General features: G+C 75.6%; 2 protein-coding genes. Both read left to right on the top strand.

The window, feature by feature from the left end:
* The first annotated feature begins 7 nt into the window (after positions 1 to 7).
* Positions 8 to 14,869, top strand: coding sequence for a type I polyketide synthase (locus tag AC07DI_RS14550; protein ID WP_478904669.1), 14,862 nt, complete (start codon positions 8 to 10; stop codon positions 14,867 to 14,869).
* Between the two features lie 61 nt (positions 14,870 to 14,930).
* Entirely contained in the window at positions 14,931 to 26,777 is an 11,847-nt protein-coding gene (locus AC07DI_RS14545; protein WP_478904668.1) for an SDR family NAD(P)-dependent oxidoreductase, read from the top strand.
* Positions 26,778 to 26,808 lie beyond the last annotated feature (31 nt).

Below are 26,808 nucleotides of genomic sequence, written 5' to 3'. Positions count from 1 at the left end.
GACACCCATGCCGGACAACGACAAGCTCCTCGAATACCTCAGGCGCGCCACCGCGGACCTGGGAGACGCCAGGCGGCGGCTGCGCGAGGCGGAGGACGCCCGCCACGAGCCCGTCGCGATCGTCGCCATGAGCTGCCGCTACCCCGGCGGCGCCGACACCCCCGAGCGGCTGTGGGACCTCGTCGACAACGGCACCGACGCCATCACCGAATGGCCCACCGGACGCGGCTGGGACACCGAGGCGCTCTACCACCCGGACCCCGACCACCCCGGCACCTCCGCCACCCGCCACGGCGGATTCCTGCACGACGCCGCCGACTTCGACCCGGGCTTCTTCGGGATCTCGCCGCGCGAGGCCCTCGCCATGGACCCGCAGCAGCGCCTCGTCCTCGAGACCGCCTGGGAGGCCGTCGAGCGCGCGGCCATCGACCCGGCCGCACTGCGCGCCACCCGGACCGGCGTGTTCATCGGCGCGATGCGCAACGACTACGGCAGCGCCTCGCGCGACGTCCCCGAACTGCAGGGCCTCCTCGACACCGGCACGGCAGCGAGCGTCGTCTCGGGCCGCGTCGCCTACACCCTCGGCCTCGAAGGCCCCGCGATCAGCGTCGACACCGCCTGCTCGTCGTCCCTGGTGGCCCTGCACCTCGCGGTCCGTTCACTGCGCGCGGGCGAGTGCTCCCTCGCCCTCGCGGGCGGCGTCGCGGTGATGGCGACACCGGACGCGTTCGTCGCCTTCAGCCGCCAGCGGGCCCTGTCCGCGGACGGGCGCTGCAAGGCGTTCGCGGCCTCCGCCGACGGCACCGGCTGGTCCGAGGGCGCGGGCGTCGTCGTCCTGGAGCGCCTCGCGGACGCCCGCCGCAACGGCCACCGGGTGCTCGCCGTCGTCCGCGGCTCCGCCGTCAACCAGGACGGCGCGAGCAACGGCCTGACCGCGCCCAACGGCCCCGCCCAGGAGCGTGTCATCGCCGACGCCCTCGCGGACGCCCGGCTCGCGCCCGGCGACGTCGACGCCGTCGAGGCGCACGGCACCGGCACCCGCCTCGGCGACCCCATCGAGGCGCAGGCCCTGCTCGCCGCGTACGGGCAGCGGCGGGACTCCGAACGGCCGCTGTGGATCGGCTCGCTGAAGTCGAACATCGGCCACACCTCGGGCGCGGCCGGGGTCGGCGGCGTCATCAAGATGGTCATGGCGCTGCGCCACGGGCGGCTGCCCCGCACCCTGCACGTCGAGGAGCCGACCCCGTTCGTCGACTGGTCGCAGGGCGCCGTCCGCGTGCTGACCGAGTCCCGCCCCTGGGAGACGCGCGGGCGCCCGCGCCGGGCCGGAGTGTCCGCCTTCGGCGTGAGCGGCACCAACGCCCACCTCGTCCTCGAAGAGGACGTCGCACCGGACGTCGCACCGGACGTCGCACCGGACGCCGAGGAGCCGGGGGCCGCGCCCGCCGCGGGCCCGCTGCCGTGGGTGCTCTCCGCCCGCGACGAGGACAGCCTGCGCGCCCAGGCCGCGCGCCTGCTCGCGCACGTCGGGGCCACGACCGGGGATGCCCCGGTCACGGACGGCGCCATCGGCCGGGCCCTCGCGACCACCCGGTCCGCCTTCGAGCACCGCGCCGCCGTCGTGGCGGACGACGGGGCCGGGTTCACCGAGGGGCTGACCGCGCTCGCCGGGGGCGTCCCGTCCCCGCGCCTGGTGCGGGGGACCACCGGGCCCGTCGGCAAGACCGTGTTCGTCTTCCCCGGGCAGGGTTCGCAGTGGCCGGGCATGGCGGTCGGCCTCCTCGACGCGGCACCGGTGTTCGCGGCCAGGATGGCGGCGTGCGAGCGCGCTCTGTCGCCGTACGTGGACTGGTCGCTGGAAGAGGTGCTGCGCGGCACCGCCGGAGCCCCGTCCCTGGAGCGCGTCGACGTGGTGCAGCCCGCGCTGTTCGCGGTGATGGTGTCGCTGGCGGAGCTGTGGCGCTCGTACGGGATCGAGCCGGACGCGGTGGTCGGGCACTCCCAGGGGGAGATCGCCGCCGCTTGTGTGGCGGGCGCGCTGTCCCTGGAGGACGCGGCCAAGGTCGTCGCGCTGCGCAGCCGGGCGCTTGGGGAGATCGCGGGGCGCGGCGGCATGGCGTCCGTGCCGCTGCCCGCCGCCGACCTCGGCCCGCACCTGGAACCGTGGGCGGGGCGGCTGTCCGTAGCGGCCGTCAACGGGCCCTCCAGCACGGTCCTCTCGGGGGACACGGAGGCTGTCGAAGGCGTGGTGGCCGCCCTCGTCGCGCAGGACGTGCAGGCCCGCGTCATCCCCGTCGACTACGCCTCGCACTCCCCGCACGTCGAGGAGATCGAGGAACGGCTGCACACCGTCCTCGCGGGCATCACGCCGCGCGCCGGCGAGGTGCCGTTCTACTCGACGGTCGACGCCGACTGGGTGTCCGACACGACGGTTCTGGACTCCGCGTACTGGTACCGCAACCTGCGCCGGACCGTGCGGTTCGAGGAAGCCGTCCGCGGCCTGCTCGACCAGGGGCACGGCTTCTTCGTCGAGACCAGTGCCCACCCGGTGCTCACCGTGGGCGTGGAGCAGACCGCCGAGTCCGCGGGCCTCGAGCGGCCCGCCGCCGTGCTCGGCACGCTCCGCCGCGACGAAGGGGGCCAGGACCGCTTCCTGCTGGCCCTCGGTGAGGCCCACACCCGCGGTCTCTGCCCGGACTGGTCCCGCGTGTTCGCGGGGCACGCGGCGCCGGCCGACCTGCCCACGTACGCCTTCCGGCGGCGCCCGTACTGGCTGGAGTCGCCGCCCGCGCCGACCGCGGCGGCGCCCGTCGACCCCGTGGAGGACCGCTTCTGGGAGGCCGTCCGCACCGGCGATCTGCCCGAGCTGACCGCGACCCTCGGCGTCGGGCCCGACGAGCCGCTCAGCGCCGTCCTGCCCGCGCTCGCCACCTGGCGGGAGCGGCGCGCGGAGCTCGCCACCGTCGAGTCCTGGCGCTACCGCCCCACGTGGCAGCCCCTGCCCGAGCCCGCAGCCGCGCGCCTGACCGGCACCTGGCTCGTGCTGTCCCCCGCCTCGACCGGCACCGGGGACGCGTGGAGCCTCGCCTGCGTACGCGCCCTGGAGGACGCCGGGGCCACCGCCGTCACCGTCGTCCTCGACGAACCCGACGCCGAACGCGGTCCGCTGGCCGCCCGGCTCACCGAAGCCCTGGCGGGCACCGTGCCCACGGGCGTCCTCTCGCTCCTCGCCACCGACGAACGCCCGCACTCACGCCGGCCCTCGATGTCCGTCGGCGCCGCCCTCAACCTCACCCTGGTGCAGGCACTCGGCGACACCGGCGTCGAGGCACCGCTCTGGTGGGCCACGTGCGGCGCCGTCGCCGTCGGTCCCGCCGACCCGCCCGTCAGCCCCGCCCAGCACGTGAGCTGGGGCCTCGGCCGGTGCGCCGCCCTGGAACACCCGCGCCGCTGGGGCGGTCTCGTCGACCTGCCGCCGGAGCCGGACGCGCGGGCCGCGGCCCGGCTCCGCGCGGTGCTCGCCGCGCCCGCCGCCGAGGACCAGCTCGCCGTGCGCGGTGCGGGCGTGCACGGCCGCCGGCTCGTCCGCGCCCCGCTCGGCGACGCCGCGCCGCCCCGCACCTGGACCCCGCGCGGCACCACGCTGATCACCGGCGGCACCGGCGGCCTCGGCGCGTACATCGCCCGCTGGCTCGCCCGGCAGGGCGCCGAGCACCTCGTCCTCGTCAGCCGCCGCGGCCCCGAGGCGCCCGGCGCCGAGGAACTCGTCGAAGAGATCGCCGACTTGGGAGCCCGCGCCACGGTCGCCGCCTGCGACATCACCGACCGGGACGCCCTCGCCGCGCTCGTCGCGGACCTGGCGGCGGACGGCTGCGAGATCCGCTCCGTGCTGCACGCCGCCGCCGGGGGTTCGCTCGTGGCACTCGACGAGACGGACCCGGCCGAGTTCGCCGGCACCCTGCACGCCAAGGCGCTGGGCGCCGCGAACCTGGACGCGCTGTTCGACCGGGACACGCTCGACGCGTTCGTGCTGTTCTCCTCCATCTCCGGCGTGTGGGGCAGCGCGATCCACGGCGCGTACGCCGCCGCCAACGCCCACCTCGACGCGCTCGCCGAGAACCGCAGGGCGCGGGGGCTCACCGCCACCTCCGTCGTGTGGGGCATCTGGAGTCCCGAGGACGGCGGCGGCATGGCGGCGAATCTCGCCGAGGACCAACTGCGCGCCCAGGGCGTGCTGTTCATGCCGCCCGCCACCTGTGTCACCGCCCTCAAGCAGGTCCTGGACCACGACGAGACCCTCGCCGTGGTCGCCGACATCGACTGGGACCGGTTCGCCACGGTCTTCACCACCAGCAGGCCGAGCCCGCTCATCGGCGGCGTCCCCGAGGCCCGCGCCGCCCTGGAGCCGGGCACCGCCCCGGCCGATGACGACGCAGCCCCGGCCGCAGGGAGCCTCGGCGAACGGCTGCGCGACCTGAGCGACCCGGAGCGCGAGCGCGTCCTGACCGACCTCGTGCGCACCGAGGCAGCGGCCGTGCTCCGTCACGACGACGCCGACTCCATCGCGCCCGAGCGGGCCTTCCGCGACCTCGGCTTCGACTCGCTGACCGCGGTGGAGATGCGCAACCGGCTCACCGCGGCGACCGGCCTGCGGCTGCCCGTCACCGTCGTCTTCGACTACTCCTCGCCCGGCGCCCTCGCCCGCCACCTGCGCACCGAACTCCTGGGCGGCCAGGCACCCGCGCCCACCGTGTCCCCGGTGGCGCGGGCCGCCGCGGACGACGACGACCCGATCGTCGTCGTCTCCATGAGCTGCCGCTACCCGGGCGGCGTCACCACCCCCGAGGAGCTGTGGCGGCTCGTCGCCGAAGGCCGCGACGCGGTCGCCGAATTCCCCGCCGACCGGGGCTGGGGCCTGGACGCGCTCCACGACGCCGACCCCGGGCGGTCCGGCACCGGCTCCGCGGCGGCGGGCGGCTTCGTCTACGACGCGGGCCGCTTCGACGCCGACTTCTTCGGCATCTCGCCGCGCGAGGCCCTCGCCATGGACCCGCAGCAGCGCCTTCTCCTGGAGACCTCGTGGGAGGCCCTGGAGCGGGCCGGTATCGACCCGCGCACGCTGAGCGGCAGCCGCGCCGGCGTCTTCGCGGGCGCCGCCTACCAGGGGTACGGCGGCAGCATGGACGACGTCCCCGAAGAGCTCGAAGGCCTCTTCGTCGCGGGCATCTCCACCAGCGTCCTGTCCGGCCGCGTCGCGTACACGCTCGGCCTCCAGGGCCCGGCCGTGACGGTGGACACGGCCTGCTCGTCCTCGCTCGTCGCCGTCCACCTGGCCGCGCGGGCGCTGCGCAACGGTGAGTGCTCCCTCGCGCTCGCGGGCGGCGCCACCGTGATCGGCTCGCCGCTGACCTTCACCGGGTTCAGCCGCCAGCGCGGGCTCGCCTCCGACGGGCGCTGCAAGTCCTTCGCGGCGTCGGCCGACGGCTTCGGCATGGCCGAGGGCGTCGGGCTGCTGCTCCTGGAGCGGCTGAGCGACGCCCGGCGCCTCGGCCACCCCGTGCTCGCCGTCCTGCGCGGCTCCGCCGTCAACCAGGACGGCGCGAGCAACGGCCTCACCGCCCCCAGCGGCCTCGCCCAGCAGCGCGTGATCAACGAAGCCCTCGCCGACGCCGGTCTCACCGCCGCCGACGTCGACGCCGTGGAGGCGCACGGCACCGGCACCACGCTCGGCGACCCCATCGAGGCGCAGGCCATCCTCGCCACGTACGGGCAGAACCGCCGACAGCCCCTGTACTTGGGCTCGTTGAAGTCCAACATCGGGCACAGCCAGGCCGCCGCCGGTGTCGCGGGCATGATGAAAATGATCCTCGCCCTGCGCCACGAGGTCCTCCCCGCGACCCTGCACGTGGACGCGCCGTCCCCGAACGTCGACTGGTCGACCGGAGCCGTCTCGCTCCTCACCGAGCCCGCGCCCTGGCCCGCCGACGGCCGCCCCCGGCGCGCCGGGATCTCCTCCTTCGGCCTGAGCGGCACCAACGCCCACGTCATCCTCGAACAGCCCCCCGCGCAGGAGCAGCCCCCGCAGGCCGGTGCTCCGGACGCGGACGTGCCGTGGGTGCTCTCCGCGCGCACCGCCGACGCCCTCCACGAGCAGGCCGTACGACTGCGCGCCCACGTCGCCGCCCGGCCGGAACTGCGCCCCGCCGACGTCGGGTTCTCCCTCGCCACCACGCGCACCGCCTTCGAGCACCGCGCCGCCGCCGTCGGTCACGACCGGGGCGCCCTGCTCGCCGCGCTCGACACCCTCATCGACGGGCGCACCGGCCCCGGCGCCGTACGCGGCACCGCAGCCCGGGACCACCGTGCCGTGTTCGTCTTTCCCGGTCAGGGGTCGCAGTGGCCGGGGATGGCGCGTGAACTTCTGGACGGGTCGCCGGTGTTCGCGGCTCGGATCGGTGAGTGTGCCGAGGCTTTGGCTCCGTTCACGGAGTGGTCGTTGGTGGATGTGTTGCGTGGGGTGCCGGGTGCTGCGTCGTTGGAGCGGGTGGATGTGGTGCAGCCGGTGTTGTTCGCGGTGATGGTGTCGTTGGCGGGGGTGTGGCGGTCGTACGGGGTGGAGCCTGCCGCGGTCCTCGGGCATTCGCAGGGGGAGATCGCCGCTGCTTGTGTGGCCGGGGCGCTGTCCTTGGAGGACGCCGCCCGCGTCGTCGCCCTGCGCAGCAAGGCACTGGTGGCGCTGACAGGGCGGGGCGCGATGCTGTACGTCCCGCAGCCCCTGGAGAGCATCGAGGCCCGACTTACGCCCTGGGCGGGGCGGTTGGACGTCGCCGCCGTCAACGGCCCCACGACGGTGACCGTCTCGGGCGACCCGGACGCCGTGGCCGAGCTGCACGGCGCGCTCGCCGACGACGGCGTGCTGTGCTGGCCCATCCCCGGCGTCGACTTCGCCGGGCACTCCCCGCAGGTCGAGGAGATCCACGACGAACTGCGCACCCTCCTCGCCGGAATCACCCCGCGCCCCTCCCGCGTGCCGTTCTACTCGACCGTCACCGGCACCGCGCTCGACACCACTGCCCTCGACGCCACGTACTGGTACCGCAACCTGCGCGAGCCCGTCGCCTTCCACCGCGCCGTGGACGCCCTCCTCGCCGACGGGCACCGCCTCTTCGTCGAGACCAGCACCCATCCGGCGCTCACCGTGTGGATCCAGGAGGCCCTGGAGACGGCCGGCGGCGCCGGGGGCGTCGTGGGCACCCTGCACCGGGGCGAGGGCGGTCGCGCCCGCCTCCTCACCTCCCTGGCCGAACTCCACGTACTCGGCCACCCGGTGGACTGGGACGCGGTCTTCGACGGCACCGGCGCCCGCCGCTGCGAGCTGCCCACGTACGCCTTCCAGCGCCGCCACTACTGGATGCGGCCCACGCCCCGGAGCGCGGTCACGGACACCACAGGCCCCGTCGACGACGGCTTCTGGGACGCCGTGGCCGGACAGGACCCGGACGCCCTCGCCGACCGGCTGCGTATCGAGGACGACGAGATGCGCGCGGCCATGAGTACCGTGGCGCCCGCGCTCTCCGACTGGCTGCGCGGCAGCCGGACCAGGTCCACGCTGCACTCGTGGCGCCATCGCGTCGTCTTCAAGGCCCTTGCCCAGGAGGGGAGTGCGAGCCTCATGGGCACCTGGTGGCTCGCGATCCCCGAAGGCGCCGCCGAAGACCCGGCCGTGGCCGCCTGCGCCCAGGCCCTGCGCGAGCACGGCGCACACCCCGTCCTGGTGGAACTCGGCGCCGAGGACGCGGGGGAGAGCGGGCGGCGGCCGCTCGCCGACCGCCTGCGCGCCCTCGCCGAGAACTCCCCGACCGACGGCGTGCTCTCCCTGCTGGCCCTCGACGAATCCCCGTACGCCGACGGGACCGTGCTGCCCACGGGCCTGGCCCTCACCACCGCGCTGCTCCAGACGCTCGGCGACGCCGACGTGCGGGCCCCGCTGTGGTGCGCGACCCGGGGCGCGGTCGCCGTGGGCCGCTCCGACCGGCTCGACGCACCCCTCCAGGCGCTCCACTGGGGCCTCGGCGGGGTCGCCGCCGTCGAGTACCCCGAGCGCTGGGCCGGCCTCGTCGACCTGCCCGAACGCCTCGACGAGCGCGCCTGCGGCAGGCTCGCCGCCGTCCTCGCCCACCCGGACGGCGAGGACCAGCTCGCCGTGCGCGCCTCAGGAGTCTTCGGCAGGCGCCTGGCCCACGCGGAACCACGCCGCGAGCGCGAGGCCACCGGCTGGACACCCGACGGCACCGTCCTCGTCACCGGCGCCACCGGCGGGCTCGGCGCCCGCATCGCCCGCAGGCTCGCCCACAGTGGCGCCGCGCATCTCCTGCTCACCAGCCGCGGCGGCCCCGACGCCCCCGGCGCCGAAGCGCTCGCCGCCGAACTCGCCGCGCTGGGCGCCGAGTTCACCATCGTGGCCTGCGACGCCGCCGACCGCGACGACCTCGCACGGCTCCTCGACGGCATCCCGGCGGACCGCCCGCTGCGCGCCGTGTTCCACGCCGCGGGCGTCCTGGACGACGGCGTGCTCGACACCCTCACCCCCGAGCGCGCCGCCGGAGTGCTGCGCCCCAAGACGGACGCCGCACTCCACCTCGACGCGCTCACCCGGGACACGGATCTGACGGCCTTCGTGCTGTTCTCCTCGCTCGCCGGGACCCTCGGCGGCATCGGGCAGGGCAGCTACGCCGCCGCCAACGCCTCCCTCGACGCCCTCGCCCGGTCCCGCCGCGACCACGGCCTGCCCGCCACCTCCGTGGCCTGGGGCCTGTGGGGCGGCGACAGCCTCGCCGCGGGCGCCACCAGCGAACGCCTCGTACGGGACGGCCTGCCCGCCATGGACCCGGAGCTCGCCGTCGACGCCCTGTGGCAGGCCCTGGACGACGACGAGACCCGTCTGATCGTCTCCGACTTCGCCTGGGACCGTTTCGTCCGCGCCTACACCGCGCTGCGGCCCAGCCCTCTCCTCGGCGACCTTCCCGAAGCGCGCCGTGCGCTCGCCGAGAGCGCCGCCGCGCCCGGCGGGGGAGAGGACGGTTTCGCCGCCCGGCTCGGCGCACTGTCCGAGGCCGAACGCACCGAGGAACTGGCCGTCCTGGTGCGGGCGCGGGCCGCCGACGTCCTCGGCCACGACGACCCCGCCGCCATCGAACCGGAGCGGGCGTTCAAGGACCTCGGCTTCGACTCGCTGACCGCCGTCGAACTCCGCAACCGCCTGGCCGAGGCCACCGGCCTGCGCCTGCCCGTCACCCTCGTCTTCGACCACCCGACCACTACCGCGCTCGTCGACCACCTGAGCGCGGAGCTGCCCGGCGCGCCGAGGCCCGCCGCCGTACCCACCCCCGCGCCCCGCGCCCTACGGGACGACGACCCCGTCGCGATCGTCGCGATGAGCTGCCGCTTCCCCGGCGGCGTCACCAACCCCGAGGAGTTCTGGCAGCTCCTGGCCGAGGGCACCGACGCCGTCTCCGGATTCCCCACCGACCGCGGCTGGGACCTGGAGGGCCTCTACGACCCGGACCCGGAGAAGGCGGGGCGCACCTACACCCGCGAGGGCGGCTTCCTCTACGACGCCGACCACTTCGACCCCGCCTTCTTCGGCATGTCGCCCCGCGAGACCCTCGCCGTCGACCCGCAGCAGCGCCTCCTCCTCGAAACCGCCTGGGAGGCGTTCGAGAGGGCGGGCATCGACCCGAGGACCGTCAAGGGCAGCGACGGCGGTGTCTTCGTCGGCTCCAGCCACCGCGACTACGGCTCCCGCGTCACCGAGCCGCCCGAGGAGCTGGAGGGCTACCTCGGCATCGGCAGCGCGGGCAGCGTCGCCTCCGGGCGCATCGCCTACACCTTCGGTCTGGAAGGCCCGGCCGTGACCGTGGACACGGCCTGCTCGTCCTCCCTGGTCGCCCTCCACATGGCGGCGCAGGCGCTGCGCGGCGGCGAGTGCTCCCTGGCGCTCGCGGGCGGTGTCACCGTGATGGCGACGCCGGGCGCGTTCGTCGAGTTCAGCCGCCAGCGCGGCCTCGCGGCCGACGGCCGGTGCAAGCCGTTCGCGGCCGCCGCCGACGGCACCGCGTGGGCCGAGGGCGCGGGCATGGTGCTCCTGGAGCGCCTCTCCGACGCCCGCAGGAACGGCCACCCGGTGCTCGCACTCGTCCGCGGCTCCGCCGTCAATCAGGACGGCGCGAGCAACGGCCTCACCGCCCCGAACGGACCCTCCCAGCAACGCGTCATCCGCCAGGCCCTCGCCGGCGCGGGCCTGGCCCCCGGCGACGTCGACGCCGTGGAGGCGCACGGCACCGGTACGAAACTCGGCGACCCCATCGAGGCGCAGGCCCTGCTCGCCACGTACGGGCAGCGCCCCGCCGAACGGCCGCTGCTCGTCGGGTCGCTGAAGTCCAACATCGGGCACAGCCAGGCCGCCGCGGGCATCGCCGGGATCATCAAGATGGTCCTCGCCATGCGGCACGGGACGCTCCCGGCGACCCTCCACATCGACGAGCCGACGCCGTACGTGGACTGGTCCGCGGGCCATGTACGGGTGCCCACCGAGAACACCGCCTGGCCCGACGGCGACCGCCCACGCCGCGCCGCCGTGTCGTCCTTCGGCGTCAGCGGCACCAACGCCCACACCATCCTGGAACACGTTCCCGCCCCTCCGGTGCCCGCCGCGGCACCGCCGAGCGGCCCTCGCCTGCCCTGGCTGCTGTCCGGCCGGGGCGAAGGCGCCCTGCGCGCGCAGGCCCGCCGCCTCCTCGACCGCATCACCGCCGACCCCGCGCCGCCCGACCCCGACGCCGTCGCGAAGGGCCTGGCCACCGGCCGCAGCTCCTTCGAGCACCGGGCCGTCCTCTTCGGCGCCGACCGGGACGCGTTCGAGGCCGCCCTGACCGCGCTCGCCGACGGCACCGCGTCGCCCGACGTGATCACGGGCATCGCCGGGCGGGGCGGCAAGACCGCCTTCCTGTTCCCGGGCCAGGGCAGCCAGCGCCTCGGCATGGGTGCCGAACTCCTGGCCCGTTTCCCGGTGTTCGCCGATGCCTTCGACGTGGTGTGCGCGGAGTTCACCCCGATCCTGGACCGGCCGCTGCGCGACGTCGTCCACGCCGCGCCGGGCAGCCCCGACGCGGCGCTGCTCGGCACCACGGCCTACACCCAGCCCGCCCTCTTCGCCCTGGGCGTCGCCCTGCACCGGCTCGTCGAGTCGTACGGGGTGCGGCCCGACCTCGTCACCGGGCACTCCGTGGGGCAGCTGGCCGCCGCGCACGTCGCCGGAGTGCTCTCGCTCCCCGACGCCGCCGCCCTGGTGGCCGCCCGGGGCCGCCTGATGCAGGCCATGCCCGACGGCGGCGCGATGATCGCGCTCACCGTCCCCGAGGCGGAGTTGCTGCCCCAACTGGCGTGCAGGGAGAGCGACATCGCGGTCGCGGCCGTCAACGGGCCCGCCGCGACCGTCCTGTCCGGCGACGCCGCGGCCGTCGAGGAGATCGCCGCGCACTGGCGCGGCAAGGGCGCCAAGACCCGGCGGCTCGCCGTCAGCCACGCCTTCCACTCCCCGCACATGGACGGCATGCTCGCCGACTTCCGTGCCGTGGCCGAGCAGGTGGCCTACCACGAGGCGAAGATCCCCGTCGTCTCCGACCTGACGGGCGCGGTCGCCACCGCCGAGGAACTGTGCGACCCCGGCCACTGGGTCCGCCACGTCAGGTCCACCGTCCGCTTCCACGACGTCGTACGCACCCTGGAGGCCGAAGGAGCCACCGCCCTGGTCGACCTCGGACCCGACGGCGCCCTGGCCGCGCTCGGTCCCGACTGCCTGACCGGGGCCGCCGCCGACGTCGTATCGGTGCCGCTGCTGCGCAAGGACGCAACCGAGCCCGCCGCGCTCACCGCCGCCCTGGCCCGCCTGCACGTCCACGGCGTGCGCGTCGACTGGGCACCGCTCTTCGCCGACGTACCGGACACCCCCGTCGCGCTGCCCACGTACGCCTTCCAGCGCTCCCGCTACTGGCTCCCGCCCACCCCGGCGGCGAGCGACATGCCCGCGGCGGGCCTCCTGCCGTCCGCGCACCCGCTGCTCGGCGCGGGCTCGCCGCTCGCCGACACCGGTGGCCACCTGTTCACCGGCCGGCTGTCCGTGGCCGCCCACCCCTGGCTCGCCGACCACGCCGTCCTCGGCGGCGCGCTGTTCCCCGCCACGGCCTTCCTCGAACTCGCCGTCCACGCGGGCGACCTGACCGGCTGCGCCGAGGTCGAAGAACTCACCCTGGAAGCACCGCTGACCCTGCCCGAGCGCGGCGCCGTCACCCTCCAGCTCGCCGTCCAGGCACCCGACGCGACCGGCGGGCGGGCCTTCGCCGTCCACGCGCGGCCCGAGCACGCCGCACCCGACGAGCCCTGGACCCGGCATGCGAGCGGTCGCCTCGGCGACGGCACGCCGACGCGGACCGACGACCTCACCGCGTGGCCGCCCGCCGGAGCCGAACCCCTCGACGTCGACGACCTCTACGAGCGCCTCGCCGAGGGCGGCTTCGCCTACGGGCCCGCGTTCCAGGGCCTGCACGCCGCCTGGCGCCTGGGCGCCGACATCTACGCGGAGGCGCGGCTGCCCGAGGAGCAGCAGCCGGACGCGGGCCGCTACGGCCTGCACCCGGCGCTCCTCGACAGCGTGCTGCACTCGCTGGCCTTCGGCGTACTCGAAGGCAGCGACCAGGGCTGGCTGCCGTTCTCCTGGAGCGGCGTGCGGCTGCACGCGTCGGGTGCGGCGGCCCTGCGGCTGCGCATGACGCCCACGGGGCGCGACGCCGTCGCCCTCACGGTCGCCGACCCCACGGGGGCTCCGGTCGCCTCCGCCCGCTCCCTGGTGCTCAGGCCGGTGACGGCCGAGCGGATCCAGGAGTCCCGTACGGGCGCCGGGTCCCGCACGGGAGCGTACGAGGACATGTTCCGTCTGGAGTGGCCCGTCGCGACGACCGCCGCGGACGCGCCCGGGTCCGTGGCCGGGCTCGGGGACGACTTCGCCGGCCTCGCGCCGGTCCACGCGGACCTCACCGCCCTGGGCGCGGCGATCGACGCGGGCGCCGAGGTGCCGGGCCTCGTGATGACCGCCCTGCCGGGCTCGGAAGGCGATGATCCGGCCCGGTGCGCGCACGAACTCACGGCTCATGTACTTCAGTTGGTGCGGGCATGGCTCGCCGGCGGGCGCTTCGAAGGGGCGCGACTGGTCCTCGTCACCGAGGGCGGCGTCCCCGTCGATCCCGACGACGACGTGCCCGACCCGGCACACGCCGCCGTGTGGGGTCTGGTCCGTTCCGCGCAGACCGAGCACCCCGACCGGTTCGTACTCGTCGACACCGACGGCGACGCGGCCTCACGCGCCGCCCTGACCGCGGCACTCGCCACGGGCGAGCCCCAACTCGCGCTGCGCCGCGGGCAGGTGCACACGGCCCGGCTGGCCCGCGTCCCCGCCTCCCTGTCGACGGGCGAAACCCCCTGGGACCCCGACGGCACCGTCCTGATCACCGGCGGCACCGGCTCCATCGGCGCCCTGGTCGCCCGCCACCTCGCGGGCGAGCACGGCGTACGGCACCTGCTGCTCGCCAGCCGCAGCGGGCCCGACGCCGACGGCGCGGACCAACTCCTCGACGACTTGGCCACGTTGGGCGCGGACGCCGAGATCGTCGCCTGCGACGCCGCCGACCGGGAAGCCCTGGAGAAGCTCCTGGACTCCCTGGAGCATCCGCTGCGCGGTGTCGTGCACACCGCGGGCGTCATCGACGACGGAGTGGTCGCCGACATGACGCCCGAGCAGCTGCACCGCGTGCTGCGCCCGAAGGTCGACGCCGCCGTAAACCTGCACGAGCTGACCGCCGACCAGGATCTCACCGCGTTCGTCGTGTTCTCCTCCATCGCCGGTGTCTTCGGCGGCATGGGCCAGGCCAACTACGCGGCCGCCAACGCCTTCCTCGACGCCCTCGCCCACCGGCGGCGCGCCCGCGGCCTGCCCGGCGCCTCGCTGGCCTGGGGCCTGTGGTCCACCGGCGGCGGCATGACCGGGCACCTCGGCGAGGCCGACCTCGCCCGCATCGCCCGCGGCGGCATCGTCGCCTTCACACCGGCCGACGGCGTCGCCCTCTTCGACACGGCCACCGCCCTGGACGCGCCCGCTCTCCTGCCACTGCGCCTGGACACCCGCGCCCTCGCCGAACAGGCCGCCGCGGGTGGGGTGCCCGCCTTCCTGCGCGGGCTCGTCCGCACCCCCGTACGGCGCGCCGCGGCGGGCGAAGGGCCAGGACCCGACGCCGCGGAGGCGCTGCGCCAGCGCCTGACGGGCCTGCCCCCGGCGCAGCGCGAGCGGGTCCTCGTCGACGTGGTCCGCACCCATGCCGCGCTGATTCTCGGCTTCCCCGACCCGGTCGCCGTCGGCGCCGAGCTGCCACTGCTCGACCTCGGGTTCGACTCACTGACCGCCGTGGAGCTGCGCAACCGGCTGCGGGCCGCGACCGGCCTGCCCCTGCCCGCGACCCTGCTCTTCGACCACCCCACGGCCGCCGCGGTCGCCCGCCACCTCGCCGAGGGGATCGCCCCCGCAAGCGGCACGGGCGGACCCGCCCCCGCGGTCCTCGCCGAACTCGACCGCCTGGAAGCCGCGATGCGCGACACCGTGCACGACGACGGGGCACGCACCGCCCTCACGGCCCGGCTCCAGGACCTCCTGGAGACGCTGCGCCCCGACGCCGGCCCCGAAACGGAGGCCGTCGAGGACCGCATGGGCTCCACCGACGACGAGCTCTTCGACTTCATCGACAGCGAACTCGGCGGGCCATGACGTAGCCCCCCCGCCCGGACGCCCCCCCGCCCGCCCCGCGTACCAAAGGTGACGATGCACGGTGAATGACGACAAGCTGCGCGACTATCTCAAGCGGGTGGCAGCCGACCTGCACCGGACCAAGCAGCGCCTCGGCGAGGCCGAGGCCAAGGACCGGGAACCCGTCGCCGTCGTCGCGATGGGCTGCCGCTACCCCGGCGGTGTGCGCACCCCCGAAGACCTGTGGCGCCTCGTCTCGACGGGCACCGACGCGATCACGCCCTTCCCCGCCGACCGCGGCTGGGACCTGGCCGCTCTGCACGACCCGGCGGGGGAGCGCCCCGGGACCACGTACAGCGCCGAGGGCGGCTTCCTCGACGACGTCGCGGGATTCGACCCCGGCTTCTTCGGGATCTCGCCGCGCGAGGCCCTCGCCATGGACCCGCAGCAGCGGCTCTTCCTGGAGACCACCTGGGAGACGTTCGAACGCGCCGGGATCGACCCGCACACCCTGCGCGGCAGCCGCACCGGCGTCTTCGCCGGGGTGATGTACCAGGACTACGCGGTCCGGCTGCGCCAGGTGCCCGACGACGTCCGGGGCTACCTCGGCAACGGCAGCTCCGACAGCGTCGCGTCCGGCCGCATCGCCTACACCTTCGGCCTCGAAGGCCCCGCCGTCTCCGTCGACACCGCCTGCTCGTCGTCCCTGGTCGCCCTCCACCTGGCCTGCCAGGCGCTGCGGCAGGGCGACTGCACGCTCGCGCTCGCCGGCGGCGCCATGGTGATGTCCACGCCGGTGCCGTTCGTGGAGATGAGCCGGCAGAACGGTCTCGCCGCCGACGGGCGCTGCAAGTCCTTCTCGGCCGCCGCCGACGGCACCGGCTGGGGCGAGGGCGTCGGCATGCTCCTCCTCGAGCGCCTGTCGGAGGCCCGCAGGAACGGCCACCCGGTGCTCGCGCTCGTACGCGGCTCCGCCGTCAACCAGGACGGCGCGAGCAGCCGCCTCACCGCGCCCAACGGGCCCTCCCAGCAGCGCGTCATCCGCCAGGCCCTCGCGCACGCCCGGCTGACGGCGGCGGACGTCGACGTCGTGGAGGCGCACGGCACCGGCACCCCGCTCGGCGACCCCATCGAGGCGCAGGCGCTCCTCGCCACGTACGGCCGTGAGCACACTGCCGAACGGCCGCTGCTGATCGGCTCGTTGAAGTCCAACATCGGCCACACCCAGGCCGCCGCGGGTGTGGGCGGCGTCATCAAGATGATCCTCGCCATGCGGCACGGCGTGGTGCCGCCGTCCCTGCACGGCACGGACCTCACCCCGCAGGTCGACTGGTCCACGGGGTCGCTGAAGCTGGTCACGGACACCATCGACTGGCCCGCGACGGGGCGTCCGCGCCGCGCCGCCGTGTCCTCCTTCGGCGTCAGCGGCACCAATGGCCACGTCGTCCTCGAACAGGCCGAGCCCGCCGAGGAGCCGCCGCTCAGCGAGGAGCCGCCGCCCGCCGACGAGTACTCCGGCCCCGTGCCCTGCGTCGTCTCCGCGCGCGGCGGCGACGCCCTGCGCGCCCAGGCGGCCACCCTGCGCGCCCACCTGGCGGACCACCCCGGCCTGCGTCTGCCGGACATCGCCCACACCCTGGCGACGGGCCGGGCCGCGCACGAGTACCGGGCCGCCCTCGTCGTCGAGGACCGTCAGGCGCTGCTCGACGGGCTCGACGCGCTCGCCCGCGACGCCGACCCGCTGCCGCCCGGCATCGTGCGCGCCGCCGCCCGCACCGGCGAGGCCGTCGCCTTCGTCTTCCCAGGCCAGGGCTCCCAGTGGCCCGGCATGGCCCGTGAACTCCTGGACACCTCACCGGAGTTCGCCGCCCGCCTCGCCCAGTGCGCCGACGCCCTCGCCCCGTACACCGACTTCGCACTCCTCGACGTGGTCCGCGGCGCCCCCGGCGCCCCGGGGTTCGACCGCGTGGACGTCGTGCAGCCCGCTCTGTTCGCGGTGATGGTCTCCCTCGCCCAGGTGTGGCGCGCCCACGGTGTCGAGCCCGCGGCCGTGGCCGGGCACAGCCAGGGGGAGATAGCCGCGGCCTGTGTCGCCGGGGCCCTCACCCTCGACGACGCCGCGAAGGTCGTCGCCCTGCGCGCGAGGGCGCTGCGGGCGCTGGCCGGGCACGGCGGCATGGCGTCGGTGTCGCTGCCCGCCGACCGGGTACGGGAACGGATCGCGCCCTGGGGCGGGCGGCTCGCGCTCGCCGCCGTGAACGGCCCCGAGTCGGCCGTCGTCTCCGGTGCCCCCGAGGCCCTGGCCGAGCTCCTCGCCGCCCTCGAAGCCGACGGCGTACGGGCCCGCACCATCCCCGTCGACTACGCCTCGCACGGCCCGCACGTCGAGCGGATCCGCGCCGAGCTGTCCGAGGCGCTGGCGGACATCGCGCCACGCCCGGCCGACGTGCCCTTCTACTCGACCGTCACCGGCGGCCTCCTGGACACCGAGCGCCTCGACGCCGCCTACTGGTACGACAACCTCCGCCACACCGTCGAGTTCGAGCAGGCCACGCGGGCCCTGCTGGCCGACGGCCACCGCGTGCTCATCGAGGTCAGCCCGCACCCCGTGCTGACCGCCGCCCTCCAGGACACCGCTGCCGCCGCCGGCACCGACGCCCTCGCCCTCGGCACGCTGCGCCGCGACGACGGCGGCCCGCGCCGCCTGCTCACCGCGCTCACCGAACTGCACGTGCGAGGCGTCCACGTCGACTGGGACGCCGCCCTCACCCCGCAGAACCCCCGCCGCGCCGACCTGCCCACGTACGCCTTCCAGCGGGAGCGCTACTGGCTGGAGGACTCAGGAGCGCCCGCGGGCGACGCCGCCTCACTGGGCCTGGACCCCTCGGGGCACCCGCTCCTCGGTGCCGTCGTCGCGCTCGCCGACAGCGACAGCCTGCTGTTCACGGGGCGACTCTCGCTCCGCACCCATCCCTGGCTCGCCGACCACACCGTCCAGGGTGACGCCCTGCTGCCCGGCACCGCATTCCTGGAACTCGCCGTCCTCGCGGGCGACCGCACCGGCTGCTCCCGCGTCGACGACCTCACCCTCGAAGCCCCCCTGACGCTGCCCCCGGACGGCGGCGTCGTGCTGCGCCTGACCGTCGGCGCACCGGCCGCCGACGGCACCCGCACCCTGGCCCTGCACGCGCGGCCCGACGACCCGGACACGGACGAGGAGTGGACCCGCCACGCCACCGGCATCCTCGCCCCGGCGGCCCCCGCCCCGGCCCACGACACCCGAGCTGTCTGGCCCCCGCCCGGCGCCGACCCCGTCGACCTCGACGGCATGTACGCGCGCTACGCCGAGGGCGGCTTCGCCTACGGGCCCGCCTTCCAGGGACTCACGGCGGCGTGGCGGCTCGGCGACGACCTGTGCGCCGAAGCGGAGCTTCCGCCCGAACTCCACCAGGACGCCGGGCAGTTCGCCCTGCATCCGGCGCTGCTCGACGCCGCTCTGCACGCCAGCGGACTCACCGCCGACGACGCGGGGAACGACGGCGGCCGCATGCCGTTCGTCTGGTCGGGCGTCACCCTGCACGCGTCGGGCGCCACCGCACTGCGCGCCCGCCTGACCCGGACCGCGCCGGACACTCTCACACTCGACGTCACCGACGCCAACGGAAACCCCGTCGCCACCGTTCAGGCCCTGACCCTGCGCCCGGCCGCACCTGACGCCCCCACGACCCGCACCCACCACGACTCGCTGTTCCAGGTGGAGTGGACCCCCCTCACCTGCCCACCCGCTCCGGTGGGCACCGACTGGGCAGTCATCGGCCCCGACAACAGCAGCCTGCCGACGTCGACCGCCTACCCCGACACCGCTGCACTCATCACCGCCCTCGACGCGGGCACAGCACCTCCGCAGCTCGTGTTCGCACCTCAGGACCGGACTTTCGCACCTCAGGACCGGCCTGCCGACACCGACCCGGACGGCGTGCACACCGCCGTCCACCGGGCGCTGGAAATCCTCCGGACCTGGCTCGCCGACGAGCGTCTCGCCGACACGCGGCTCGTCCTGGTCACCTGGGGCGCCGTCGTCACCGGGGACGCCGTCGGTGACGCGCCCACCGATCCGGCCCGCGCGGCCGTGTGGGGCCTGGTGCGTTCCGCCCAGTCCGAACATCCCGGCCGCTTCGTCCTCGTGGACCTCGACGAAGAGGCGGCGCCGCAGACCGTCGCAGCGGCGCTCACGAGCGGGGAACAGCAACTCGCCGTACGGGGCGACAGGGCCCTCACCCCCCGCCTCGCCAAGGTCCCCGCCACCGACCCGCACCCGGTCACTCTCGACCCCGACGGCACCGTCCTCGTCACCGGCGGCACCGGACTGCTCGGCTCCCGCGTGGCCCGCCACCTCGTTGCCCGGCACGGCGTCCGTCACCTCCTCCTCGCCGGGCGACGCGGCCCCGACGCGCCGGGCGCCGCGGAGATCGCCGAGGAACTCACCGCGCTCGGCGCCCACGTCACCGTCGCCGCCTGCGACGCCGCCGACCGGGACGCGCTCGCCGCCCTCCTCGACGGCATCCCCGCCGACCACCCCCTGACAGCCGTCGTACACGCCGCGGGCGCCCTCGACGACGGCGTCATCACCTCCCTCACGCCCGATCGCGTCGACACGGTGCTGCGCCCCAAGGCCGACGCCGCCCTGCACCTGCACGAGCTCACCCGCGACAAGGAACTGCGGGCCTTCGTCCTCTTCTCCTCCGCCGCGGGCACCTTCGGCGGCCCCGGACAGGGCAACTACGCAGCGGCCAACGCCTACCTGGACGCCCTCGCCCAGCACCGCCACGCCGAAGGCCTGCCCGCGCACTCCCTCGCCTGGACCCTCTGGGAGCAGCGCTCCACCCTGACCGGCCACCTCGACGACGCCGACCTGCGCCGGCTGGCCCGCTCCGGCATGCCGCCGCTCACCACCGACGAGGGCCTCGCGCTCCTCGACGCCGCCCTCACCGTCGACGCCCCGGCGCTGCTGCCGCTCCGGCTCGACGCGCGCGCACTGCGGGCCCGGGCCGCCGAGGGGGAGGCCGTGCCTCCGCTCCTGCGCTCGCTCGTACGAGTACCCGTACGCAGGCCCACGGCCGCCGCCGTGCGGCCCGGCGGCACCGACGCCGCACTGCCCGAGCGCCTTGCCGCCCTGCCGGAGGCCGAACGCCTGCGCACGCTCGTCCAGTTGGTGTGCGCGCAGGCCGCAGCCGTACTCGGCCACACCTCCGACAGCGCGGTCGTACCGGCACGCGCCTTCCGCGACCTCGGCTTCGACTCGCTCGCCTCCGTCGAACTGCGCAACCGTCTGAACGCCGCGACCGGCCTGCGGCTGCCCGCCACGCTGGTCTTCGACCACCCGTCACCGCAGGCGCTCGCGGCGCACCTGCGCGACGAATTCGGCGGGACGGGCCCCGAACCCGCCGGGACGGGCCCCGAACCCGCCGAGGCGGGCTCCGAAGCCACCGCGACCGCGTCGTCCGCGGACGAACCGATCGCGATCGTCGCGATGGGCTGCCGCTTCCCCGGAGCCGTCCGCACCCCCGACGACCTGTGGCGGCTCGTCGCGTCCGGCGGCGACGGCATCTCCGCCTTCCCCACCGACCGCGGCTGGGACCTCGACACGCTCTACGACCCCGACCCCGCACACACCGGCACCTCGTACGTGCGCGAAGGCGGATTCCTCGCCGGCGCCGGCGACTTCGACCCCGACTTCTTCGGCATCTCGCCCCGCGAGGCGATCGCCATGGACCCGCAGCAGCGCCTCCTGCTCACCCTCACCTGGGAGACGTTCGAGCGCGCAGGCATCGACCCGGCCGCGGTGCGCGGCACCCCCGCGGGCGTCTTCATCGGTCTGATGCAGCAGGACTACGCGGTACGGCTCCTTCCGCACATCCCCGAGGACGTCGAGGGCTTCCTGGGCACCGGCAACTCCGGCAGCGTCGTGTCCGGCCGCATCGCCTACGCCTTCGGCCTCGAAGGCCCCGCCCTCACCATCGACACGGCGTGCTCCTCCTCGCTCGTGGCCCTGCACACAGCGGTGCAGTCGCTGCGCCGCGGCGAGTGCGCCCTCGCGCTCGCGGGCGGGGTCACCGTGATGTCCAGCCCCGAACTCTTCGTCGAGTTCAGCCGCCAGGGCGGCCTCGCGGCCGACGGCCGCTGCAAGTCCTTCGCCGCGGGCGCGGACGGCACCGGCTTCGGCGAAGGCGCCGGAATCCTGCTTCTGGAGCGGCTGTCGGATGCCCGGCGCAACGGCCACCCGGTGCTTGCGGTGGTGCGGGGGAGCGCGGTGAACCAGGACGGGGCGAGCAACGGCCTGACGGCCCCGAACGGGCCGAGCCAGCAGCGGGTGATCCGCGCGGCGCTCGCGGACGCGGGCCTGTCGGCGAAGGACGTGGACGCGGTGGAGGCGCATGGCACCGGGACCACGCTCGGAGACCCGATCGAGGCGCAGGCGCTGCTCGCCACATACGGGCAGGGGCGTCCGCAGGGGCGGCCGTTGTGGCTGGGCTCCCTGAAGTCCAACATCGGCCACACCTCCGCGGCGGCCGGTGTCGCCGGGGTGATGAAGATGGTCCTCGCGATGCGGCACGGGACGCTGCCGCAGACCCTCCACGTCGACGAACCGACCCCTCAGGTCGACTGGACGACAGGGGACGTGCGGCTGCTCGCCGAGGCGCGCGCGTGGGACGCCGCCGGCGGGCCGCGCCGGGCCGGGGTGTCGTCGTTCGGCGTGAGCGGGACGAACGCGCACGTGATTCTGGAGCAGGTGTCGGAGGACACCGCCGCGCGGGCGTCCGAGGCGCGGACGCCGGTGCCGGTGCCGTGGGTGTTCTCGGCGAAGTCGCCGCAGGCGTTGCGGGAGCAGGCCGCGCGACTGCTCGAGGTGTGCGGCGAGGACGTCGTCCACGTCGGTGACGTGGGCCTTTCGCTGGCGGTGACCCGGGCGCTCCACGAGTACCGGGCCGTGGTGGTCGGAGACCGGCAGCAACTGATGCAGGGTGTGCGCGCGTTGGCGTCCGAAGAGCCCTCGCCGCAGGTCGTGACGGCGAAGGCGCAGGTGCCCGACGGCACGGTGTTCGTGTTCCCGGGGCAGGGCGCGCAGTGGGTGGGCATGGCTGGTGAACTGCTCGACGCGTCGGCGGAGTTCGCCGGGTTCATGGCGGAGTGCGAGGCGGCGCTCGCTCCGTACACGCAGTGGCCGCTGCTCGACACCGTGCGCTCGGGCGAGGGGCTTGAGCGGGTGGACGTGGTCCAGCCGGTGCTGTTCGCGGTGATGGTGTCGCTGGCGAGGCTGTGGCGCTCGTACGGTGTCGCGCCCGATGCCGTCGTCGGGCACTCCCAGGGGGAGATCGCGGCAGCGGTGGTGGCCGGTGGGCTGTCCCTGGCGGACGGAGCGAAGGTCGTCGCCCTGCGCAGCCGGGCCATTGTGCGCCTCGCCGGGCGCGGCGGGATGGTCTCGGTGGCGCTGTCGTCCACCGCGGTGGAGGAGCGGCTGACCGCCTGGGGCGGGCGGCTGTCGTTGGCCGCCGTCAACGGACCCTCGGCCGTGGTGGTGTCGGGCGACTCCGACGCCCTGGAGGAACTCCTGTACTGCTGTGCGGCAGACGGGGTACGGGCCCGCCGTATCGACGTGGACTACGCCTCGCACTCGACGCATGTGGAGCAGATCGAGGCGGAGTTGAGGCAGGCCCTTGAAGGGGTCGAGGCGGCCCCCGGTGACGTCCCGCTGTTCTCGACCGTGACGGGGGAGTGGCTGGACACCTCGGAGATGGACGCCGCGTACTGGTACACGAACCTGCGCCGCACCGTCGGCTTCGAGTCGGCCGTCCGCACCTTGGCTGCCGACGGCTTCGGCGCCTTCATCGAGGTGAGCCCGCACCCGGTGCTGACGATGGCGGTCGAGGAGACGCTGGAGGCGGCCGGGGCGAGTGGCGTGGTCCTGGGCACGCTGCGTCGGGACGAAGGCGGCCTTCAGCGGATGCTGCTCGCTGTGGGGCAGGCCCACGTGCACGGCCTCGCGGTCGACTGGTCGGCCGTCTTCGAGGGAACTGGTGCCGTCCGTACCGACCTGCCCACCTACCCCTTCCAGGAGCGCCGTCTCTGGCTGGACGTCCCGGCCACCAGCTGGGATGTCGCCTCCGCGGGGCTCGGCACGACAGGGCATCCGCTCCTGGGCGCCGCCGTGGAGATCGCCGACACGGGTGAACTTCTGTGCACGGGGCGGCTTTCGCGGCGTACGCATCCGTGGCTCGCCGAGCACGCGGTCCAAGGCGCCGTCCTGTTGCCCGGCACCGCCTTCCTGGAGCTCGCGCTGCGGGCCGCCGCCGAAGCCGGCTGCGCCACGGTGGACGAACTCACCCTGTCCGCACCGCTCCTGCTGCCCGAAGAGGGCGCCGTGCACATTCAGGTCCGGCTCGGGGCGCCCGACGGTGAGGGGCGACGGGCGCTCGGCCTCTTCTCGCGTACGGAGCGGGAGACCGAGCCGGATTCCGGGGACGCCCCCGTGTGGACCGCCCACGCCACCGGAACCGTCGCCCCCGCCATCCGCCCCGCAGGGCCCGCCCTCGTCGCCTGGCCGCCACCCGGGGCCGAGGCCGTGGACATCGGGGACCTCTACGAGCGGTTCGCGGCGGCCGGATACACGTACGGGCCCACGTTCCAGGGGCTCCGTGCCGCCTGGGCCAGGGACGGCGAGATCTGCGCCGAACTCGTCCTGGACGAGCGCCAGCACGCCGACGCCCCCGGGTACCGCCTGCACCCGGCGCTCCTGGACGCCGCCCTGCAGAGCGCCGCCCTGCTGCCCGCCGGTGACGACACCGCACGTCTGCCGTTCAGCTGGAACGACGTGACCGCGCACGCCACGGGGGCCACCGCCGTACGGGTCAGGCTCACCGCCGAGGGTCCTGACGCCGTCGCCCTGACCGTGTACGACCTCGCGGGGCAGGAGGTCCTCTCGGCCGGTTCGCTCGCCCTGCGGCCCGCTTCTGTGGGTGGCTCGCCGCGTGCGGGAGACGGGCGGGACGGGCTGCACCGGGTGGACTGGGTGGCCTTGGAGCCCGCGCCGGACGCCGACGGCCTTTCGCCGACGCCCGACTGGGGCGACCTGGCTGCCCTGCGCGCCGAACCGGACAGCCCCGTGCCCGCCCTGGTCGTCGCCGACTGCCCGCGAGGAAACGCCGCGCAGGGCACCGGGGCCGAAGGCCGGGACAGCGGCGCGGAGTTCCACGCCGTCACCGCCGAATGCCTCGCCCTCGTACAGGAATGGCTGGCCGACGAGCGGTTCGACGGCTCCGTTCTCGCCGTCGTCACCCAGGGCGCGGTGAGCACGGGGCCCGGCGACCGGGCGGCGGACTGGACGCGGTCCGGCACAGGTGGCCTCCTGCGGACGGCGCAGGTCGAACACCCGGGCCGATTCCTGCTCGTGGACCTGGACGGCCGCCCGGAGTCGCGGGCCGCCCTGCCCGCCGCGCTCGCCTCGGGCGAACCCCACGTCGCCGTGCGCGCCGGGGAGATCCTCGTGCCGCGCCTGACCGCGGGGCCCGGCCGGGACACCCTGCCGCCGCCCGCCGACAGTGCGGACGGCTGGCGGATCGCCCTGTCCGGGGACGGCACGGTCGACGGGCTCACGACCGTCCCCGCGCCCGACGCGCTCGCCCCGCTCGGCGCGGGCCAAGTGCGTGTCGCCGTGCGGGCGGCGGGCCTCAACTTCCACGACGTGGTGGTCTCCCTCGGGCTCGACCCCGACCAGACGACGCTCGGCAGCGAGGGCGCAGGGGTCGTCCTCGAGGTCGGCGCGGACGTCGGCGACCTCGCGCCGGGGGACCGGGTGATGGGCGTGTTCGGCGGTGCCTTCGGGCCGACCGCCGTCGCCGACCAGCGCACCCTCGCCCGGATCCCGGCCGGCTGGACCTTCGCGCAGGCCGCGTCGGTGCCGATCGCCTTCCTCACCGCGTACTACGGCCTGTTCGACCTCGGCGGGCTGCGGCGCGGCCAGTCGGTCCTCGTGCACGCGGCGGCGGGCGGCGTCGGCATGGCCGCCGTCCAGCTCGCCCGGCACGCCGGAGCCGAGGTGTACGGGACGGCGAGCCCCGCCAAGCAGGACGTGCTGCGGGCGGCAGGTCTGGCCGACGACCACATCGCCTCGACGCGCACCGTCGACTTCGCCGACCGCTTCCTCGGTGTCAGCGGCGGCCGGGGCGTGGACGTCGTACTCGACTGCCTGGCACGGGAGTTCGTCGACGCGTCACTGGCGCTGCTTCCGCGCGGGGGCCGGTTCGTGGAGATGGGCAAGACCGACGTACGCGACGCCGACGACGTGGCGCGCGACCACCCCGGTGTCCACTACCGGGCCTTCGACCTGATGGAGGCCGGAGCGGAGCGGGTCGGCGCCATGCTCGCCGAGATCCTGTCCCTGTTCGAGCGGGGCGCCCTGACGCCGCTGCCGCTCACCTGCTGGGACCTGCGCCAGGCACCGCAGGCGTTCCGCCACCTGAGCCAGTCCCGGCACATCGGCAAGAACGTCCTCACACTGCCCGCGCCCCTCGACCCGGACGGCACCGTGCTGATCACCGGCGGCACCGGCACCCTCGGCGGACTCGTCGCCCGCCACCTGGTCACCGCCCACGGCGTACGCCGTCTGCTGCTGACGGGGCGCCTCGGCACGGACGCCCCGGGGGCCGGGCAGCTCGTACGCGAACTGCGCGATGCGGGCGCCGAGGTGACCGTCGAGCCGTGCGACGCGACCGACCGCGCCGCCCTCGGCGACCTTCTCGCGGGCGTGCCCCGGTCGCACCCGCTCACCGGTGTCGTGCACGCCGCCGGAGTCCTCGACGACGCCACCCTCACCGCGCTCACACCGGAGCAGCTCACCCGCGTCCTGCGGCCCAAGGCGGACGCCGCGCTCGCCCTGCACGAGCTGACCCGAGAGCACGACCTGGCCGCCTTCGTCCTGTTCTCGTCCGGCGCCGCCCTGCTCGGCGCCGCCGGACAGGCCAACTACGCCGCAGCCAACGCCGCGCTCGACGCGCTCGCCGCACGCCGCCGCGCCGAAGGGCTGCCCGCCGTGTCCATCGCGTGGGGCATGTGGGAGGAGCGCAGCGCCCTGACCGCGCACCTCACCGACGCCGACGTGCGGAAGATGGCGCGGGGCGGCGTCGGCGCCCTGTCCACCGCAGCGGCCCTCGCGCTGCTCGACGCCGCTCTGAGCGCGGCGCAGCCGCACGTACTGGCCGCCGATGTCGACCCGGCCGCACTGCGCGCGGCGGCCGCCACGGGCACCCCACTGCCGCCACTGCTCAGCGGCCTCGTGCGCGGCGCGGCGCGCAAGGGCGCCGCGCCCGCGGCCACCACCGCGCCCGCGGGACCCTCGCTCGCCGAACAGCTGGGCGGCCTGCCGCCCGCCGAGGCGCACCGGGCCCTGCTCGACCTGGTGCGCGGCAACGCCGCCGCCGTCCTCGGCCACGCCTCCACCGAACTGATCGGTGCGGAGCGGCCGTTCAAGGAGCTCGGCTTCGACTCCCTCACCGGCGTCGAACTCCGCAACCGGCTCATGGCGGCGACCGGGACCCGGCTGCCGGCCGCCCTCGTCTTCGACCACCCCACCCCCGACGCGCTCGCCCGCCACCTCGCCGCCCGGCTCCTCGCCGGTGCCGCGCCGGCCGCGCCACCCGGCGCCGCCGAACTCGACCGGCTCGACGCGCTCGCGGCCGAACTGGCCGACGCGGGCACCGAAGGGGCACACCGGCGCGCGGGCCTGGCCCGGCGGCTGCGCGGCGCCCTCGCCCGCCTCGAACCGGCGGCGGAGCCCGCGGGGGCCGACGGCGGGGCGGACTCCGCCGAAGCCGTCGAGTCCGCCACCAACGAAGAGATCTTCGACCTGATCGACAAGGAGCTGGGCATCTCGTGAGTCCCGTCCAGACCATCGTGAGTCCCGTCCG

The organism is Streptomyces sp. NPDC044106 (assembly GCF_056433985.1).
The sequence above is the reverse complement of the archived record's forward strand: the minus strand, read 5'-3'. Positions and strand labels throughout refer to the sequence as shown.